At 56.3% G+C, this 18,894-nt stretch carries 18 protein-coding genes and 3 pseudogenes; 14 read left to right on the top strand and 7 right to left on the bottom strand.

Annotated features, from left to right (window positions below):
• Positions 1-29: 29 nt before the first annotated feature.
• The 3 genes from R0V12_RS01675 to R0V12_RS01665 all read left to right on the top strand — a co-directional run bounded on the left by R0V12_RS01675 (position 30) and on the right by R0V12_RS01665 (position 5,103).
• Positions 30-656, top strand: a complete 627-nt coding sequence (locus R0V12_RS01675; protein ID WP_083290919.1) for a TIGR03085 family metal-binding protein — start codon at positions 30-32, stop codon at positions 654-656.
• An 86-nt stretch (positions 657-742) separates the two neighbouring features.
• Positions 743-3,754, top strand: coding sequence for a DNA translocase FtsK (locus tag R0V12_RS01670; protein WP_320072699.1), 3,012 nt, complete (start codon positions 743-745; stop codon positions 3,752-3,754).
• 179 nt (positions 3,755-3,933) lie between these two features.
• On the top strand, positions 3,934-5,103 hold the full coding sequence (locus tag R0V12_RS01665) for a TerC family protein (protein ID WP_070478917.1): 1,170 nt from the start codon (positions 3,934-3,936) through the stop codon (positions 5,101-5,103).
• Between the two features lie 12 nt (positions 5,104-5,115).
• Here the strand turns inward: R0V12_RS01665 and R0V12_RS01660 are convergent, their stop codons facing one another.
• Positions 5,116-5,403, bottom strand: a complete 288-nt coding sequence (locus R0V12_RS01660) for a YciI family protein (RefSeq protein WP_070478919.1) — start codon at positions 5,401-5,403, stop codon at positions 5,116-5,118.
• A gap of 45 nt (positions 5,404-5,448) precedes the next feature.
• Here R0V12_RS01660 and pgsA point away from each other — a divergent pair, with 45 nt between their 5' ends.
• The 4 genes from pgsA (at position 5,449) to R0V12_RS01640 (ending at position 7,843) form a co-directional block, all read left to right on the top strand.
• Positions 5,449-5,985, top strand: a complete 537-nt coding sequence (pgsA, locus tag R0V12_RS01655) for a CDP-diacylglycerol--glycerol-3-phosphate 3-phosphatidyltransferase (protein ID WP_246814944.1) — start codon at positions 5,449-5,451, stop codon at positions 5,983-5,985.
• Positions 5,985-6,551 carry a CinA family protein gene (locus R0V12_RS01650; RefSeq protein ID WP_070478921.1) on the top strand — a complete coding sequence of 189 codons (567 nt, stop codon included), beginning with the start codon at positions 5,985-5,987 and terminating at the stop codon, positions 6,549-6,551. The genes pgsA and R0V12_RS01650 overlap by 1 nt, the downstream gene beginning before the upstream one ends.
• Positions 6,551-6,925 carry a helix-turn-helix domain-containing protein gene (locus R0V12_RS01645; RefSeq protein WP_083290921.1) on the top strand — a complete coding sequence of 125 codons (375 nt, stop codon included), beginning with the start codon at positions 6,551-6,553 and terminating at the stop codon, positions 6,923-6,925. Before R0V12_RS01650 ends, R0V12_RS01645 begins: the two co-directional genes overlap by 1 nt.
• Positions 6,926-7,015: 90 nt before the next feature.
• Entirely contained in the window at positions 7,016-7,843 is an 828-nt protein-coding gene (locus R0V12_RS01640; RefSeq protein WP_070362323.1) for a PspA/IM30 family protein, read from the top strand.
• 76 nt (positions 7,844-7,919) lie between these two features.
• Here R0V12_RS01640 and R0V12_RS01635 read toward each other — a convergent pair whose 3' ends face one another.
• The 3 genes and pseudogenes from R0V12_RS01635 to R0V12_RS01625 form a co-directional block, all read right to left on the bottom strand.
• Positions 7,920-8,537 carry an energy-coupling factor transporter transmembrane component T family protein gene (locus R0V12_RS01635; protein WP_371327493.1) on the bottom strand — a complete coding sequence of 206 codons (618 nt, stop codon included), beginning with the start codon at positions 8,535-8,537 and terminating at the stop codon, positions 7,920-7,922.
• A complete protein-coding gene (locus R0V12_RS01630; RefSeq protein ID WP_070478922.1) occupies positions 8,527-9,222 on the bottom strand; it encodes an energy-coupling factor ABC transporter ATP-binding protein in 696 nt (231 codons plus the stop codon). The genes R0V12_RS01635 and R0V12_RS01630 overlap by 11 nt, the downstream gene beginning before the upstream one ends.
• A gap of 14 nt (positions 9,223-9,236) precedes the next feature.
• Positions 9,237-9,808, bottom strand: a pseudogene (locus R0V12_RS01625) (biotin transporter BioY).
• A 75-nt stretch (positions 9,809-9,883) separates the two neighbouring features.
• Between R0V12_RS01625 and R0V12_RS01620 the strand changes: the two are divergent.
• The 5 genes and pseudogenes from R0V12_RS01620 (at position 9,884) to R0V12_RS01600 (ending at position 14,260) form a co-directional block, all read left to right on the top strand.
• Positions 9,884-10,099: a DUF3046 domain-containing protein gene (locus R0V12_RS01620; RefSeq protein ID WP_083290922.1), complete on the top strand. Its 216-nt coding sequence runs from the start codon at positions 9,884-9,886 to the stop codon at positions 10,097-10,099.
• 210 nt (positions 10,100-10,309) lie between these two features.
• Positions 10,310-11,419, top strand: a complete 1,110-nt coding sequence (gene recA / locus R0V12_RS01615) for a recombinase RecA (protein ID WP_070362326.1) — start codon at positions 10,310-10,312, stop codon at positions 11,417-11,419.
• A 3-nt stretch (positions 11,420-11,422) separates the two neighbouring features.
• Positions 11,423-12,025, top strand: a complete 603-nt coding sequence (gene recX, locus R0V12_RS01610) for a recombination regulator RecX (protein ID WP_071572548.1) — start codon at positions 11,423-11,425, stop codon at positions 12,023-12,025.
• A 45-nt stretch (positions 12,026-12,070) separates the two neighbouring features.
• A pseudogene (gene miaB / locus R0V12_RS01605) lies at positions 12,071-13,652 on the top strand (tRNA (N6-isopentenyl adenosine(37)-C2)-methylthiotransferase MiaB).
• Between the two features lie 29 nt (positions 13,653-13,681).
• Positions 13,682-14,260, top strand: coding sequence for an Rv2732c family membrane protein (locus R0V12_RS01600; RefSeq protein WP_070362328.1), 579 nt, complete (start codon positions 13,682-13,684; stop codon positions 14,258-14,260).
• Here the strand turns inward: R0V12_RS01600 and R0V12_RS01595 are convergent.
• The gene (locus R0V12_RS01595) at positions 14,257-15,309 is read right to left on the bottom strand and encodes a GNAT family N-acetyltransferase (RefSeq protein ID WP_240492804.1); all 1,053 of its coding nucleotides are present in this window, start codon (positions 15,307-15,309) and stop codon (positions 14,257-14,259) included. The two genes, R0V12_RS01600 and R0V12_RS01595, sit on opposite strands and share 4 nt — an antisense overlap.
• Before the next feature lie 11 nt (positions 15,310-15,320).
• Positions 15,321-16,700, bottom strand: coding sequence for a DUF349 domain-containing protein (locus R0V12_RS01590; protein WP_369822077.1), 1,380 nt, complete (start codon positions 16,698-16,700; stop codon positions 15,321-15,323).
• A 434-nt stretch (positions 16,701-17,134) separates the two neighbouring features.
• Between R0V12_RS01590 and R0V12_RS01585 the strand changes: the two genes are divergently transcribed.
• Positions 17,135-17,458: a hypothetical protein gene (locus R0V12_RS01585; RefSeq protein ID WP_320072698.1), complete on the top strand. Its 324-nt coding sequence runs from the start codon at positions 17,135-17,137 to the stop codon at positions 17,456-17,458.
• Positions 17,459-17,466: 8 nt separating this feature from the next.
• Positions 17,467-18,368: pseudogene (miaA, locus tag R0V12_RS01580) on the top strand (tRNA (adenosine(37)-N6)-dimethylallyltransferase MiaA).
• Here miaA and R0V12_RS01575 read toward each other — a convergent pair.
• Entirely contained in the window at positions 18,369-18,884 is a 516-nt protein-coding gene (locus R0V12_RS01575) for a hypothetical protein (RefSeq protein ID WP_070362331.1), read from the bottom strand. It abuts the pseudogene before it with no gap.
• Positions 18,885-18,894: the final 10 nt, after the last annotated feature.

The following is an 18,894-nucleotide window of genomic DNA, read 5'->3' as shown; positions in this document are numbered from 1 at the left end:
CTATGGGCCCTGGCACTATGCTAGGGCCCATGTCATTTGCAAAGACTGAACGAAATCAACTCGCTGAACTGTTACTCGAAGTCGGGCCTGAAGCACCGACGCTGTGCGAGGGCTGGAACACTCGCGATTTGGCGACGCACCTCTATATCCGTGAACGAAGGCCATTAGCTGCCATCGGAATATTCGTAAAGCGAGCGAGGAAGTTTTTGGAGGCGGAGGAAGCCCGACTTGCATCATGGTCGTACGAGGATCTTGTGCGTCTCTGGGCCATCGGTCCGCCTTCGCTTTTCAAGCCGAGTGACGACACGTTAAATACAGCCGAGCACTTTATTCACCACGAAGACGTTCGTCGAGGTAGAGGTAAGGTCGAGCCTCGGCAGTTTAGTGCCGTCACCAACAAAGAACTTTTGAAGCTTGCGAAGCGGTTTGGTTCAGTCACGCTGAAAGGTGTTGCGGTACCTGTGATTTTGACGCCCCCGGACTTGCCTCCTGCGGTCATTGGCGAAGGCGTCGGCGTTTCAAAGCAGGGCGATAACGTCGTCCGCGTATATGGCGAACCCGGGGAACTATTGTTGTGGGCCGCCGGTCGCAGCGCGGTCGAAGTGGATGTAACCGGTGCGGTTGAAGCTCTTGCTGGAGTAGATATTAAGTTGTAGTACTTGATTCATTCGCCTGTAACAGTATCTGTGGTTTTAGAGTGGCGGATGGTAATAATGGTGCGCAAGGTACTAATGTGTAGCACATGTCTGCCAGGAAACCAGCGCCACGAAATACGCGAGCTTCGACAGGCCCGCGGGACCGTGCACGTTCAACGACGAGCCGTTACGGTGCCCCAGCGTCGATGACGCATCCACCGACCTCGTCCATGGTCGCGGCAGAGACTGCCGATGAACGGGTCGGGTCCGCGACGAGAGTCGTCGGAAGCTCAATTGGCAGTGCAGTTCGCGGAGTTGGTTCGTTGCTTACCAAACTTCGACCACGCCGTAAGGAGAGTTTTGACAGCGTGCCCGACGCAAACGGATACGATGACGAGGACGACAACTTCGATTTTCTTGACGACGGCCCCTCTGCTGAGGCGCCGCAACGTGAAGAGCACTCACGAAAGTCCAGTCGCTCGTTGGGCATCTCGCGTGGCAACGTTGACGCGTACGGTTTAGTGCTCATTGGCCTTGCCGCGATCCTGGGCGCCTCCGTGTGGATGGATATTGCTGGCCCGATAGGCAACGTCATTGCGCAGGGTGTTCACTGGGCAATTGGTGCTGGTGCGCTCCTGCTTCCTGTGATTTTGGTCTGCATCGCTATCGCTCTCATGCTGAACGTGAAGGCAGAACCGGCAGTACGTGCCAGGGTGGCGTCGGGCCTGTTGATTATTGGTATTGCGATGCTTGGCATGATTCATGTCTTCGCTGGCAACCCTGCCGATTGGGAATCTCGCAAGATCGCCGGTGGGGTAGTGGGCACGTTCACCGGTGGCTTGCTCGCCGCTGGATTCTCCTCATATGTGGCAGTTCCGCTGCTGGGACTTGTCATTGTTTATGGTGCGCTTCGTACAACCGGTATTACTGTGCGTGAGGCGTATGATTTTTTCACTGCGTGGCTTAGCTCGGTATTCCAGCGGCCCGAGACTGACGATGAGTCGGATCCTTACAGTGATGTAGGCCGGGACATTGACGCTATCGCAGAGGGGTGCCCGCGCACGTCGGCAAAGCGCTCGCGGGTTGAGCCTGAATCGAGGAGCCCACGTACCGGTCTTTCTCCACGTACAGCGGCAAAGAAACCAAGGGTTTCTGGGTTTTCGTCTTTCTCGGAGAAGTTGCGAAAGGCCTCCACGCCACTGGATAACTACCCGGCGAAGCCAGCGTCAGCGCCTCAAACATCGGGTGATGAGACAGAGGTTATCGATTTCGGTGAAGACTTCGACACGCAGGAAGGCAGCGACGCCACTGCGGTCATTGAACGTCCTGCGACGAAGGCGGCGTCGAAACGTCAGCCTGCGCAACCCGAGGAGACGAAGATTCTGCCTCGACCTACGCTCGAGGAGGCTCAAAGGGATGCCGTCGATCAGTCGCGAGACGCAGTTCGCCAGGCGGTCGTAGCGCGTTCAGGGAAGGACCCAAGCACAACTCCACCTGAGGCGCCGAAGGATGGCCACGCGAAGAAGATCGACAGGAATTCCACCTACGTCGTTCCAACAACCGATTTGCTGCTCGCTGGCCAAGCGCCGAAGACACGCACCGAAGCTAACGATCGCATGATCGAAGCCATCACAGAGGTCTTCGAGGAGTTCAAGGTCAATGCTATGGTGACGGGCTTCTCCCGTGGTCCGACCGTGACCCGCTACGAAGTAGAGCTTGGGCCCGGCGTCAAGGTGTCGAAGATTACCAACTTGCAGTCCAATCTTGCCTATGCAGTCGCGACCGATAACGTTCGTTTGTTGACGCCAATTCCCGGCAAATCTGCCGTCGGCATTGAGGTGCCGAATCAGGACCGTGAGATGGTTCGTCTGCGCGATGTCCTCGAAGCGCCGAATGTTGCTGCGGACGATGACCCTATGCTCATCGGCTTAGGCAAGGACATCGAGGGCGACTTTATTGCATCTTCGGTGCAGAAGATGCCGCACTTGCTTGTTGCGGGTTCTACGGGCTCCGGTAAGTCGGCGTTCGTGAACTCGATGTTGGTTTCCTTGCTGACGCGCGCAACACCTGAAGAAGTACGCCTGATCCTCATCGACCCAAAGATGGTGGAGCTCACTCCGTACGAGGGGATTCCACATCTGATCACGCCAATTATCACGCAGCCGAAGAAGGCATCAGCGGCACTGCAGTGGCTGGTGGAGGAGATGGAGCAGCGGTACATGGACATGAAGACCGCTCGTGTCCGCCACATCAAGGACTTCAACAAGAAGGTGAAGAGCGGTGAAATCACTGCTCCTGCAGGCTCTCAGCGCGAGATGCGACCCTACCCGTTCATCGTCTGTGTCGTCGACGAGCTTGCCGACCTCATGATGACCGCGCCGAAGGAGATTGAGGACTCGATCGTCCGCATTACGCAGAAGGCCCGCGCAGCAGGTATCCACCTTGTCTTGGCTACGCAGCGACCTTCGGTGGACGTCGTCACGGGCTTGATCAAGACGAACGTGCCGTCCAGGCTCGCGTTTGCAACATCCTCGCTTACTGACTCACGCGTCATCCTCGACCAGGGTGGCGCGGAGAAGCTCATTGGCATGGGCGACGGTCTCTTCATCCCGCAGGGCGCCGGCAAGCCGCAACGCATGCAAGGTGCGTTTGTGTCTGACGCTGAAATCCAAGCCGTCGTGGACGCTGCCAAGAGCCAGGACGAACCACAGTACGTCGAGGGCGTTACGGAAGAGAAGGAGTCCGAGAAGAAAGTTATCGACGACGACATCGGCAAGGACCTGGACGACCTGCTGGAAGCCGTTGAACTCGTTGTTACGGCGCAGCTCGGATCGACCTCCATGCTGCAGCGCAAGCTGCGTATCGGTTTTGCAAAGGCCGGCCGACTGATGGATTTGATGGAGTCCCGTGGCATCGTTGGGCCATCGGAAGGCTCCAAGGCTCGTGAAGTGCTGGTGAAGCCAGAGGAGCTCGAGACCATTCTTTGGATGCTCAAGGGTGCGGATCCCGCGGACGCACCGAAGGACGTCGACGCACAACTTGGTGATGACGCCACTGCAGATGAAGATGACGTTAAGACGGTCGAAGCAACCTACAATCCCACCGGTGGAGCCGTATAACTGGTAGCGACTCCTCTTGATGGTGTAGCCTGGCATTCGCATTGGAGGGGAGTACCCCGCAAGTGCCTCGAATCGTCAACACGGAACATACGTATCCCGGTTGAGGCAGCCGCGTAGCTACGTGGTGGGGGAGACCTCCGGTCTTTCTTTGTCCTATGCAACGACCGGAGGTAACCACGTTGAGTGTCCCCCTATGGATATGGCTGCTCACTGCAGCAATCATTCTGGGCTTTTTCGCCTTTGACTTTCTTACTCACGTTCGCCAGGCCCACGAGCCAACTATCAAAGAATCGGGCTTTTGGACGCTGTTCTACATGACGATGGCAGCGATCTGTGGCGGTGTGATCTGGTGGGAGTGGGACGGCGAGCACGGCGTCCAGTTCTTCACCGGCTACATTACTGAGCTGGCGCTGTCCGTGGACAACTTGTTCGTCTTCGCACTGATCATGGGCGCGTTCAAGATTCCAAGGAAGTATCAGCAAAAGGTGCTGCTCCTGGGCATTGTTATCGCGTTGGTATGCCGCTTGCTGTTTATTCTGCTCGGCGCAGCACTTATCGAGGCGTGGAGCGACGTCTTCTACATCTTCGCAGCGTTCTTGATCTACACGGCTGTCAAGCTCGTCTACGACGAAGCGACTGATGCACCTGAAACAGATCCGAACGATATGGCTGTCGTGAAGGCACTCCGTAAAGTCGTCCCAGTCACGAGCTCCTACCACGGTGACAAGCTGTGGTCGAAGACGAAGGAGGGCAAGTCCGCAGCGACCCCGCTGTTCGTCGCACTGCTCTCCATCGGGTTTATCGACGTAATGTTTGCGTTTGATTCGATCCCAGCAATCTACGGGATTACCTCTGAGGCGTACATCGTGTTTACCGCGAATGCGTTCGCACTCATGGGCCTTCGCCAGATGTTCTTCCTGCTTTCTGGCTTGTTGGACCGTGTGGTGTATCTGTCGTACGGGTTGGGCGTGATTCTTGGCTTTATCGGCATCAAACTGTTGCTTCACGCGCTACACGAGAACAACCTGCCGTTTGTCAATGGCGGTGAGAATGTGAGCGTACCGGAGGTCGGCACCGTTGCATCGCTCGGCTTCATTGTGGCAGTACTGGTGATTACCGTGCTGTGCTCCATGGTGAAGGACCGAGCGGATATCAAGGCTGGGCGTCGAGACCCGAACGGTCCGAGCTGGCACATCGACTACGACGACCACGGGAACCGTCGCAAGGTCGATAACCAGGGCCACCACATCGAGTGGATTGATGACCCTGCAACGTCGGGCAAGGGCGACCACACCGCCACTGGTTCCCGCGAGACGGATCACCTCCATGTGCAGCGCGGGAGGAAGTAGAACTTCCGCGGTTTAAGGGAACACCCGGGAGACCGGGTTCCACTCGTGGACCTCGCGGCTGAGTAGAGCGTTGTTCTGCCAGTAGGGGTCCTGGTTCATGAGTGATACTGCCTCCGCAGCGTCGGCAGTATCTGGTAATTGCACGATGATGAGGGCCTTGCCGGCGTCGACTAGCGGGCCAGATCCGACAATCCTTCCGAGCTCTAGCTGCTTCGCGATGAACTCGCGGTGTGCGGGGCGCGTAGCATCTACGACGTCCGTATTATCTGAGTACGTGTAATGGAATGCAAAATATTTCATAACACGCAGTCTAAGGGAAAGCATGGGATAGGTAGGGTAGAGGGCGTGACTGAAAAACCATCGAACTGGAACGTACCCAACGTCTTGACGTCGTTGCGAATCATTTTTATCCCCGTCTTCGCATGGTTGGCACTGGACCAGCGATGGGGTGCGGCGTTCGGTGTGTTCGTTGCGCTGATGCTCACGGACAAGCTAGACGGAACAATCGCCCGTACCTACAACCTGATTACCGACTTCGGGAAAATTGCGGACCCGATCGCGGACAAGGCCCTGATGATTACGGCACTTGTAGTACTCAACGTGGCGTCCAACCTTCCTGTGTGGATGACTATCGTCATCGTGGTCCGCGAGCTCGGCATCACCATGTGGAGAATGTGGATGCTGCGCAACGACCATGTCGTTCCCGCGTCCAAGGGTGGCAAGGTGAAGACGGTGCTCCAGACCGTCGGCGTTGCTCTCTACCTGTGCCCGCTGCCTTCCTGGATGGACGTGCCTTCCTACGTTGTAATGGTGTTGGCCGTAGTCGTCACCGTGGTGACCGGCGTGCAATACCTTGTCGATGCTCGCAAGGTGAATAACTAATGCGAGGTACTGCATCCGATGTGATTGCGGAACTTACTAAGAGGGATGCAACAGTTGGGCTTTGTGAATCGCTCACTGCCGGTTTGGCAAGTGCCGCACTCGCAGGCGTTCCGGGTGCCTCCGCAGCGCTACGAGGCGCGATGGTGACTTACGCGACCGAGTGCAAAGTTACCTTGGCCGGTGTTCCCCAGGACGTCATCGATGAGTTTGGACCTGTTTCTCCGGTGACCGCGAAAGAGATGGCGAAGGCGGCAAGGCGGAAGCTCAACGCAGACTGGGGTCTTTCGCTCACTGGTGTGGCCGGGCCCAGTGAACAGGATGGCCACCCTGTCGGTGAGGTCTGGGTAGGGATCGCCTCAAGTGATGGTTGTGAAGCAGTTCTTGCAGGCGACATTCTTTCCGACGCCCCTCTCGTACGCGGAACCATTCCAGGATTCAGACAGGCCCGAAACTTGCTACAGGCGCCGCGCAACGAGGTACGCGAGTGGGCTGTTGAAGCAGCGCTTCGCGTCCTGTTGCATGCCGTGCGGGAACAAAAACACGTTGAGGGGAGTTATACCAAGTGATGACTACGACACTTCTAATCGATACGCCGCTTGAGCCCTCGTTCGATGCACAGGATGAGGTCGCTTTTCCATTTCGCGAGTCTGGAACCCGCCAGAAAGAACCGCTGCTGAGAGAGGCGCTAGGAATGTCACTGCGAGCTTTCCGGGCGGATAAAGGCGTGACGTTGCGATCTCTTGCTGCTCAAGCCCGCGTTTCTTCTGGTTATCTCTCTGAGCTGGAGCGTGGGCGCAAGGAAGTTTCCTCAGAGCTGCTCGCATCGATTTGCGAAGCACTGGACACAACGGTTTCAGAAGTTGTTCTCGAGGCTGTTGCGAACCTTTCACTGCAATCGATGAACGATGAATTCGCTACGGCTGATGCGATTCACGCATAGCGGAGCAGCGCTGTAACAGATAGAATACGAAACAGTTTGGCCGTGGACACGGCCAATTTCAATGCTCAGCGAAAGGTAAAACGCAACACTATGGCAAACCCGTTTTCAAAATTCTGGAACTACCTGATGGCACTTTTCGACAACAAGATTGAGGAGAATGCTGATCCAAAGATCCAGATTGAGCAAGCAATTTCCGAGGCTCAGCGCCAGCACCAGGCGCTTTCGCAGCAGGCAGCCGCCGTTATCGGTAACCAGCGTCAGCTGGAAATGCAGCTGAATCGTCGCTTGGAGGAAGTCGAGAAACTTCAAGCGAACGCTCGCCAGGCGCTCCAATTAGCAGATAAGTCCCGCTCCAACGGTGACGCACAGAAGGCGACCGAGTATGAGAACGCTGCTGAGGCGTTCGCGGCGCAGCTTGTTACCGCAGAGCAGGGCGTTGAAGACACGAAGGCGCTGCACGACCAGGCACTTCAGCAGGCCGCACAGGCAAAGCAAGCCGTGGAGCGCAACGCGGCACACCTGCAACAGCAGGTCGCTGAGCGTTCGAAGTTGCTGTCGCAGCTTGAGCAGGCCAAGATGCAGGAGAAGGTTTCCGAGACCATGCGCTCGATGAACTCGTTGACCGCCTCCGGCCCGAATTTGGACCAGGTTCGCGACAAGATTGAGCGCCGCTACGCGAACGCACTGGGTGCTGCAGAGCTCGCGGAGAACTCGATCCAAGGCCGCATGGCTGAGGTGGAGCAGGCTGGAATCCAGATGGCAGGCCACAGTCGGCTCGAGCAGATTCGCGCAGAGATGTCTGGCGAGTTGACCTCGGGAAAGGAACAGCAGTCGATTGAGCAGGGCAAGACCGGCGCCCCGCAAGCAAGTCAGGACGCCGTCGCACGTCGGATGCGTGAGCTCCGCGGCGAAGCCTAAGGCGTGGTAAAGAAAGCTCCAGGATTTCTATAGAAACCTGGAGCTTTTGCTTTGCCCTGCGAAGGATTGAAGGCGGTTAGTCGAGCGCGCCACGAGCGACAAGTGCATCGCCGATCTGTTCCGCCCTTCGGATACTTCGCACGATGAGCGGTACGCCAAACGCGAGGGGAGAAAATCCCAGTCCTCGGGCCTTGCGGGCGTCGAGAACTTCCTGCGATGTCTGCAAGATGAGCGGGATGAGACGGAGCGTGAGGGCGATAGCGAGGCTGATTTTCTCAGTTGGTATTCCGAAACGGCCGAGCGGTTTGAGGCCTTCCTCGAGCGATACAAGGAGCGCTTCAACTGTTGTGGTCAGAGTAAGAAGGTTTGCGGCGAGAATCGTTGCGAACAACGTAATCAGCGTGACGCCGGCAAGCCAGATGCCATTTTGCCAGACAAGGAATGCGCCGAGTATTGCGAGCAAGGGAAGAATTGGCACGAGCTGATTGGCAACGATTCGGATCGGAATTCTTGCCACGATGTACAGAACGAAGATCAAGCCTAGCAACGTGAGCGCGATTGGGAACGTACGCCCGAAGTTGGTCGCTATGAGGATGTACAGAATGAGCAGTACGAATTTCTTCTTTGGGCTCATACGGTGGAGCAGCGTTTTGCCTGGGACGTACACGCCCATTGGTAGCGAGTCAATCTTCACTGTTCGGCTCCATTAGCTGAGTGTAGAACTGAATCGTGTCTGCTGGTGTGCCGTCGTATGCAATGACGCCGTCGTTGACACAAATTACTCGGTCGAAGTCACTGAGTAGCTCTAGATCATGGGTCACCACGATTGTTTGTTGATCAAGCGAGTTCAATTCAGCGATTATTCGCCGACGGTTTCGCAGGTCAAGCAATGTTGTTGGCTCGTCTGCGATGATGGTGGTCGGTTCAGTCACCAGTACCGCGGCCAGCGCGAGAAGCTGTTTTTCACCGCCAGAGAGCGTATGAGGTGATTGTTCTGCCTTGTGCAAGAGTTTGAAGCGTTCCAGTACCTCATCGACGCGTTGCTCTTTCTCTGCCTTAGAGAGCTTGAACTTCTTCAATGAAAACGCCACGTCATCGTGGACTTGGGGCATGACAATCTGGCTTTCTGCGTCGGAGAACACGAACCCGACACGTCGGCGGACTTCAGAGCTACGAGTTGCAAGCGAAATCCCGTCGTAGAATACCTCGCCTGTGCTCGGCTCTTCGAGCCCATTGATAAGCCGGACGAGCGTTGACTTACCAGAACCGTTCGAGCCAATGATGCCGATCCGATGTTCCTGCAACGTAAGTGAAAATGGTTGGAGCAGTGTGTTGTCATTACGTACGACGCTCACGTCGTTGAAGCTGATCTGCGGCATGGAAATAATCCAGTTTATGCGCGACGGAGTGAGGGGAGTGCAGCGCGAACTGCGAATGCGATGAACACAATCACTAGCACCTTGGCGGTGTCAGGGATGACAAACGGTAGCTGTGCTGCCCATGCAGCGCCAAAGGTCATGTTTGCGCGTGCCATCAATCCAAACACCCCAAAGAAGTACTGCAGGAACAGGCCAGCGAACCCGGCTCCAAGAAGGAGGGCGATATTCACGAAAGAGCTCTTGCTGGAAGCGCGGTAGGCGATGAGACCTGCAACAAATGCGCTTGCGATGTAGCCAACCAATATCCGATTGTAGGGCTTCCCAGGGCATAGACGACGGTGCGTCCACCTGCGAGAACGGGAAGAGCAAGTCCGATGAGGAGGAACAATAGCACTGTGTAGGTTCCCCGTTTAGGGCCGAGCACGAGCGCCGCGAGAATACAAGCAGCGTTCTGCATGACGATTGGAACGCCGGCAGCGCCGACTGGAATAGAGACAAACCCGAGTACGATGATCACCGCCGCGAACACGGCGATGTATGCGAGGTCTTGGGCTTCAATCTTTGATTGCGGAATGCTTTTTGACATAGCGAGAATAGTACTTGAACAGTGTTCAGTTCGCTATGAAATCGTATTGATTTTTCTGCGCGTATATTTGAGGCCATGCGATTAACGGAGTTTCACCAACTCGTCCAGGATGAATTTGGGTCTGATCGGGCGTCATGGATTATTGAGGCGCAACTTTTGCCTCGTCATGGGTGTACCGCCGCAGAGGTTATCGAAAATGGAGGCGATTTGCGTCAAGCCTGGGACGAACTTTGTGACGCCTTTGATGTTCCAGAGGCGCGTCGCCTTGGCGTAGATCGGCCGGGTTTCTAGCTGCTCTCGCCGTTTTGCACTTTTAATTCGAACATGTATGCGTGTACACTCTGGTGATGTCTCGGCACTTGCCTATAGTCAGATCCAGATTTAGAAGTCATCGGGAACCGTAACCCTCGAAGGTGAGTCTAAACATGTGTGTGGGCGATGGCGTATGCAAAAACGCCGCCGCCGAACTCGAACAGAATGAACATTAAGGAGAACATGTAAATGGCTGCGAAAAAGAAAACCGCATCAGCCGCGAAAGATCGCCAGAATGCGCTAGATGCTGCACTCGCAATGATCGAGAAGGATTATGGCAAGGGGGCTGTGATGCGTCTCGGTGATGAGAACAGGCCTCCAATTCGGTCGATTTCATCTGGGAATACGGCTATTGACGTCGCTCTGGGGATCGGTGGGTGGCCACGCGGCCGCATCGTTGAGATTTACGGACCTGAGTCTTCCGGTAAGACAACTGTTGCGCTTCACGCCATCGCTTCCGCGCAGCGGGCCGGCGGAATCGCAGCTTTTATCGACGCCGAGCATGCTCTGGACCCGGATTATGCCCGCAAGCTGGGCGTCGATACTGATAACTTGCTCGTTTCTCAGCCAGATACAGGGGAGCAGGCACTGGAGATCGCGGACATGCTTGTCCGATCTGGCGCGATTGACATCATCGTCATTGACTCGGTTGCCGCACTGACGCCTAAGGCTGAAATTGAAGGTGAGATGGGTGACTCTCACGTTGGCCTCCAGGCTCGGTTGATGTCGCAGGCACTGCGGAAGATGACAGGTGCGCTGTACAACTCCGGCACTACAGCGATTTTTATTAACCAGCTGCGTGAGAAGATCGGCGTCATGTTCGGTTCACCCGAGACAACTACGGGCGGTAAAGCGCTGAAGTTCTACTCCTCGGTTCGTTGTGATGTCCGACGTATCCAGACGTTGAAGGACGGACAGGATTCCATCGGAAACCGAACCCGCCTCAAAGTAGTGAAGAACAAGGTTTCGCCACCATTCAAGATCGCAGAGTTTGACATTATGTACGGAGAGGGCATCTCTCGGGAATCGTCCATTATTGACATGGGCGTAGAGAACGGCTTCGTGAAGAAGTCAGGTTCCTGGTTTACCTACGAAGGCGATCAACTTGGACAGGGCAAGGAAAAGGCGCGCAATTTCCTGAAGGAGAACCCGGACCTTGCGGACGAGATCGAGCAAAAGATTTTCCGTGCATTGGGGGTTGGCGAATTTGCCGATGATGATGCGCTGACTGATGACCCAGTAGACATGGTGCCAAACATTGACTTCGACGACGAGGAAGAGCCAGCGAAGGCGAAGTAATACGTGGCAACACCAGATCCGGAAAAGATTCAACGCCTGCAGGACGCACTTGCCGAATGGGAAGCTACCGGTGGGAATGGAGAACTCTTCAACTACGAACGTGAAGAAGCCCTCGCTCCAGTACGGCGGCGTGCATTAAGGTTGCTGGATCAGCGACCGCGATCAGAGCATGAACTCAGGGAGCGTCTTGTCAAGGCTGAGTTCCCAGCGCCTCTCGTTGATGAGGTACTGGCGTCTCTTCGCGCGTCCTCGCTTCTCGACGATCGGCGCTTCGCCCATGAATGGGTTCGACAGCGGGCGAAACGTCGAGGAAAGTCGAGAAGCTTTCTGGACCGCGAGCTCAGGGAAAAAGGAGTCTCAGAAACAGATCGGCGCGCCGCGCTCGCACAAATCAGTGACGAGGACCAACACGCAATTGCTGAAGCCCTCGCGGAAAAGAAGGCGCGAGAAGTGAAAACACCACCAGCGGGGCACGCGGAGTACACCCGCGCGCTGCGCAGGGTTGTCGGAGTGCTGGCGCGTCGAGGCTTTCCACAAGGTATGTGCATGTCTATCGCAAGAACTGCACTAGATACAAGGGTTGAATCACTTCGAGAGACTTCCTAGGGAGCAATTTGCGGCGTTTGGGCGGGGTAGTTGGCAGTGGCTAGAATGTTCAGCCGTGCCTGCGTAGGCCCGCGTAATCAACCAGGAAAGGCGAACCAGATGGCTGCATCAAGGACATACGAAGTACGAACCTTCGGATGCCAAATGAACGTTCATGATTCGGAGCGGTTGTCGGGTCTGCTGGAAGATTCGGGGTACGTGGCAGTTGAAGATGGGCAGGCCCCAGACCTCATCGTTTTCAACACCTGTGCCGTGCGTGAAAACGCAGACAAGCGTTTGTACGGAACGCTTGGACATTTGAAAAAGGTTAAGGAATCGCAGCCTGATTTGCAGATTGCGGTTGGTGGATGTCTGGCGCAGAAAGACAAAGACCACGTTATCCAGAGAGCACCGTGGGTAGACGCGGTCTTCGGGACCCACAATATGGGCTCACTGCCGGTACTGCTGGAACGTGCACGAGTACAGGGCGAGGCGCAAGTTGAAATTGCAGAAGCGCTCGAAGTATTTCCTTCTGTTCTTCCAGCGAAACGTGAAAGTAGCTATGCGGGCTGGGTTTCGGTGTCTGTCGGGTGCAATAATACGTGTACATTCTGTATCGTTCCGAGTCTGCGTGGCAAAGAAGTTGATCGCCGTCCGGGCGATATCCTCGCCGAGGTACAGGCGCTCGTGGATCAAGGCGTCTTAGAAGTCACTTTGCTTGGCCAAAACGTCAATGCTTACGGTGTGCATTTCGTTGACGAGGAAATGGAGCGAGATAGGTCCGCGTTTTCAAAACTGCTACGAGCGTGTGGCGAGATCGAAGGCCTCGAGCGTGTTCGCTTCACCTCCCCGCACCCCGCAGAGTTTACATCTGACGTCATCGACGCAATGGCAGAAACCCCGAACGTTTGCCCGCAGCTACATATGCCGTTGCAGTCGGGGTCTGACAAAGTACTCAAGGACATGCGCCGTTCGTACCGATCCAAGAAGTTTTTAGGCATTTTGGATGAGGTCCGTGAGAAGCTTCCTGAGGCTTCGATCACCACCGATATCATTGTCGGATTCCCAGGCGAGACGGAAGAAGACTTCCAGGCAACGCTTGATGTAGTTGAGAAGGCACGATTCACGTCCGCCTATACATTCCAGTACTCACCGCGCCCTGGGACCCCGGCGGCTGAAATGGAAAACCAGGTTCCGAAAGCTGTGGTGCAGGAGCGGTTCGAACGACTGCTTGAACTCCAGGAACGAATCAGCCTGGAAGAGAATGAAAAGCTCATTGGATCTGTGCAAGAACTCCTTGTTCAGCAGGACGAAGGTCGAAAGCACGAGACGACTCACAGAATGTCAGGACGCGCTCGCGACGGCAGGCTCGTGCACTTTGCTGTCGATGAGGCCAATCGAATCTGCCATCCGTCCGGGTGACATTGTTACCGCTCGTATCACCGAAGCAAAGTCATATTTTCTGATCGCGGATTCTGGTGTGCTTTCACACCGACGCACACTCGCGGGTGATCACGCTGAGGCAGGCGAGGTACCAACGACTGCACCTGTTGGGGTGGGACTTGGAATTCCTACGGTTGCACGTCCAGACATCGTTCCAGTGACTAACGTAAGCAACACTGGCTGCTGCACGACTCCTGAAGCGTAAACCACGCGACTACTGGAAGGGAGACTTCAATGAAAATGGAATTAGGATCCGCGCGCTGGGTACTCGGTATTGCAAGTATTGGGTGGCTTGTTGCGCTGTTTTTGCCCTTCGTTGGTGACATTCCCGGATGGCAGGTGCTCGCGGTGGGCGAAGGCGCCCGCAGTGCAGATACCAAGATCACGGAGTACGTATTTGTATGGCTAGGCTTCTTAGGCGTAGGCGTTTGCACGTCGCTAGTGACGGTTTCGCGACGTTTCGGAATGGCCACAGCCGCGTGGATGATTTCAACAGTTGCCCTGGTTAGCTCGTTGCTGGCAGTGTGGCTGCGGAAGTCGAGTACCGGTGTTGCAGGAACGTTTCAGCACGGGCCCGGGTTTTACCTAGAAGTTGTCGCGGTACTCCTGGTCGTGTTGACGTACATTCCGCTGTTCGTGCGAAAGACAGCGGTTGCCCCGGAACTGCTCCGGAATCAGCCAAGCGAAATCGACGCGGATATCGCGGATGCGCAATTGAATGCGACGCGGACTCATCAGGAGCAAGAAACGAACCCACTGCTTGTCGATGACCGACGAGCGAACGCGGCACGACGCCACAAAAGAAGCAACTAGCTATCGAGCTTTGGTACGCCCTTCTGCCAGGCCGTCGCCTGGCTTATCCCGGTTGGGGCATAGTGGTCGAGAATGTGGCTCGCACCCGGCTGCGGGTTGGGATAAGAAGCGTAGATCTGCTTCGTTTGTGGCCAAATCGAGAGCGCGGCTGATATCGCAGAAGCCAAGGCGCGCTTGCCTAAACCGAGTCCCCGGCTTGCCTCCCGTACGTACACCAGCCCGATTTCTGCAACAGAATCTGCGTCATTCTCGAATTTTGCTACCTCTGCAAGCCCGACCGGTTTCCCTGAGACATCACGGGCAATGGCGGTGATCTGGGAACCGCCGCGGTCCTTGAGACGTGCAGCAGCGTCCTGAAGACGGGACGCAGACCACTGGACAGGCTCGAGCGATAGTGAACCACGAGGGTATTTCGCTGCGGACTCCTGGAGAGTAGCTAAGAAGGAGGGCAGATCAGTAGGGTCGAATGCCATGTCTTCAATCACGTCGCACCTATCATTCTGGTCAGGCGCCACGATAGCGTCCGCGTTGATAATTGCCTGTCGCTCACAGTGCGCCGGCGTGTAGCCGTCAGCGCGAAGGAATGGGTGCTCCGGTGCCCCCAATGGCTCCGTGATCCAAATCTGACGGATGGGACGGTGCAACTCTGCAGAAAGCGCGTCAATCAGCGCGAGCGCACTTCGCCACACGTGCGCCGGCTGCTCCTCCCCGGGAAGAGGAGCGATGGAGGCGTCGATAGTGACGTTCGCTTCTAACACATCGACGTCCTCAAGTAGAGGAAGCGATATGAGCACCCAGCCTTCGACGTCGTACAGATCATCCTCAGTCAGCACTGGGTAACCGAACGCTCCAAGGGACCGTGGCGCTGGTTTGCTACACAGCGCGAAGAGAAGCGCTAACGATTCTTCGGATCCCTCCAGGCGTTTCGCGAGATGGGCTGCACTCACTCCGGAGTGCGCTTCTCCCGTAATGTCCTGGATAGCAAGCGTGACTGAGAATGCGTAGGAGGAGACTGCGGCGTGTGACGGGTCGGCACTCCCTACGATCAAGGGATATAGCACTACTGCTCGTCGACGGCCTTCGCTGCGACGTTGGCAAACTCCTGCCACTGCTCAGCCTGTTCACGGAGCTTCGCCGCCTTGGAGGAATTCCCGGCTGCCTCAGCTTCCTGAGCCTGCTGCAGGAAGTGATCAGCTTTCTCCTGGAACTGATTCACCCGCGCTTGTGCCTCAGGGTCTGCTTTGCGCCATCGTGATTCCTCTGCATCCGCTACGCGCTGTTCCAGCCGAGCAATCTTGTCTTCGTACGTACGGACCTTGTTGCGAGGCACAAATCCAATTTCGTCCCACTTCTCCTGGAGCTCACGCAGCTTGGCACGTGCCGCACCTAGACCCTTCTCTGGAGTGATGAGCGCATCGTACTCATCTATAAGTGCGTCCTTAGCTGCAGCATTTGCTTCAAATTCGCGGTCGCGCTCCGCGTTTACGGCGTTGCGGGCGGCGAAGAAGTGATCCTGAGCAGCGCGGAACTGTGCCCACAGCTCATCGTCGACGCCACGTGGGGCGCGTCCGGCTGCTTTCCACTCATCCATCAGAGAGCGGTAGGCACGGGCGGTGGCGTTCCAATCCGTTGAGTCCTGGATTGCCTGCGCGCGGGCGATGATATCCTCCTTGATACGACGAGCCGTTGCGCGATTCCTATCGAGCTCAGCGAAGTGAGCCCCACGACGGCGATTGAAGGCATCGCGTGCACGCGAGTAGCGCTTCCAGAGCGCGTCGTCGGTTGTGCGATCGATACCGCGGATCGTCTTCCATTCTTCGAGGATCGCTCGAATCCTGTCCCCGGCAGCCTTCCAGTCCGTAGACTTCTCGGCGATCTCCTCAGCCTCGGCCGCTAGACTTTCCTTTTTGGCAATTGCGTTAGCCCGTCGGGTCTGCTTGAGTTCCTTTGCTTCGTGTTCCGCAACCTCTGTTTTGCGCAGTAATTCTTCTAGGCGTGCCTCGAGCGCTGCGAAGTCGCCAATTGCGGCGACGTCTTTCAGCGAGTCTTTCAGCTCAGTCACGCTGCGATGCAGAGTGTGTGCGTCCTCTGGGTGTGCAGTGAGTCGCGCCTCCAGGACTTCAGTTTCGACGATGAGGTCGTCGAAACGCTGCCCGTAGTGGCGAAGTCCTTCCTCGGGAGACCCGGCCTGCCAAGATGCGATCTGACGCTCAACGCCGTCACGGGTGACAAAAACATTGCCGGCATCATCGACGCGCCCGAACTTCGACGGATCAGTGTTCGCTGATGACGACTGAGCATGCGCGAGTGGAACAACCCGCTGTGAAGGAACAGACTGTGCCGCACCTGGACGAGGTCCGGGCTTCGGCGTTTGCTTCGGCATGGCAGCCGGGTTCGGACGTCCAGCTGGTGGCTGTGGCTTTGGAGTCGAGGAAGTCATGAAACAGTCCTTTCACAAATAGCTGTGCCGCGCGTCACGGCGCCGAGATACATAATCGACGGCATTCTCGTCTTCATAACTCTAGCGTGTTGCAGACGAACATGCGTCATGTGTCATGGTTTCAACTCCGAGAAAACCCCACTATGGTGGGCGAGGTGAATGAAGCCCGTGCCTGCCTACTTGTCATGCCTGGTTCGCCAGCTCTCGTGCGAGAACTCGCACCTGCTGACGAACCGTCGCAGCGTTTGCTGAACTCAATTAGAGAGACAGCCGGAAAACTGACGAAAACTATTGACATTGTGTGCAGCCACGACAGGAGATGGGCAACGCACCTTGCTGGCTCGTTTGCTGCCTGGGGAGCACCACACGTCGAAGTAGGAGGTGGGCACGTATTAGGCGAACTTGTCGCCAGATACTGCCTTCACGGGGCTACGGTGCGTGAGAGTCGTGAGCACCTGTTGCCGTTAGATCCTTCAGTGCTCACAGTGTTGGTAGTCGATGGACCTGCAGGGCTGACAACTCGCGCCCCGCTAGCGTTAATCCCTGCGGCTGCTGATACGAACGACAAACTCCAGGCTTTGTTGTCAGGAAAGCAAAGCTCCCTGATCCGTGAGCAGGAAATGCGAGACGCAGGAGTACTGGAACCAGATATTTGGCTTGAGCTACAAACACTGCAGCCAACGAAGGCCACACTCGTAGACGTAGACGACACGTTGGGCGTTGGTCGGTATGTTGCTTACTGGGAGGTAGAGCAGTGAACAAGGAGATCGGACACCAACCAGTAGCAATCGTCGGCCCGACGGCTTCAGGTAAGTCCTCGCTGAGTCTCGCGCTTGCGCACGAACTCGATGGTGAGATTGTCAACGTTGACTCGATGCAGCTTTACCGCGGGATGGATATCGGCACTGCCAAATTACCTCTCGCGGAGCGACAAGGAATACCGCACCACCTGCTTGATATTGGGAGGTTACGAAAACCGCCAGTGTCGCAGAGTATCAGCAACGAGCGGTGGAGACCGTTGAGGAGATCTCCAATCGAGGAAAGCTGCCGATTCTCGTTGGTGGGTCCATGCTGTACATGCAGTCACTTGTCGACGCTTGGCAGTTCCCGCCAACCGACCCCGAAGTCCGCGGGCGCTACGAGTCTCTATTGAAGGAAATCGGAATAGATCGCCTTCATGCGCAGCTAGCTGCAGTTGACCCTGTGGCGGCGTCGATAATTGAAGACCGTGACCCCCGGCGCACAGTGCGTGCACTCGAAGTCATTGAGCTTACTGGTAAGCCTTTTCAGGCATCTCAACCCCCCAAAAACGCCCCTACACGCTGGGGTACGCGCATGATTGGGCTGGAGACAACCCCAGAGTGGCTCAACCCGCGGATTGCGCAGCGTACTGATGCGATGTTCGAGCAGGGGCTCATCGATGAGATTCATCGGTTGGTGGGCCAGGGATTAGCGAAGGATTCGACTGCTGGCAGGGCTATCGGATACGCCCAAGGACTTGGAGTTATCGACGGCCACCTCACCATCGACGAAGCCTGCGAGGACACCAAACTGCGAACGCGGCGCTATGTGCGGCGTCAGAAATCCTGGTTTAGGCGCGACAAACGAATCACTTGGATTGACGCGGCGAACTATGACGTTGCGGAACTAGTAGCACAGCTTGGTTGATTACGACGGACCAATTTCCCGAGCAGCGTTACGGGCAGCGACCCAGGCGTCCTCAAGCTCGAGGGCGCGCTCGTCCGCAATTCGAATCAGTTTTTCAAGGTGGACGCGTTCCAAGTCCGGTGACTGCAAGTAGGTGTCAACGCGCGCGAGAAAGCGCTGTGCCGCACTGTACTTGAGATGAAATTCGCTGATTTCTGGTACAGAAAGATCGGTGTTCGCAAGCGCGGGAAAATGAAGCGTGCGGTCGGCCAACGCCTGCGTCGAGCTACCATGTTGCAAGTTATCAAATGCTTCAACGATGTCGCGGATGTCATCGCACGCAATCAGAAGCGATGAGCGAAGCGACTCTACTTCCGGGTTAGGAATAAAACGCCTGCGGGTCAAAAGCGCCGTGACACCAATCAGCCCGGCGATGATGGCGCCAGGAGTCTTGAGGAGCAGCACAAGCAGCACCATGACGGCGAAGATCAGGGCGCCCCACAGTGCTATGGAAAGATCACGACGTGCTGGATCCATGAGTAGTGCC

Source organism: Corynebacterium sp. UMB2355A, assembly GCF_033877495.1.
Lineage (GTDB): Bacteria > Actinomycetota > Actinomycetes > Mycobacteriales > Mycobacteriaceae > Corynebacterium > Corynebacterium pseudogenitalium.
The sequence above is the reverse complement of the archived record's forward strand: the minus strand, read 5'-3'. Positions and strand labels throughout refer to the sequence as shown.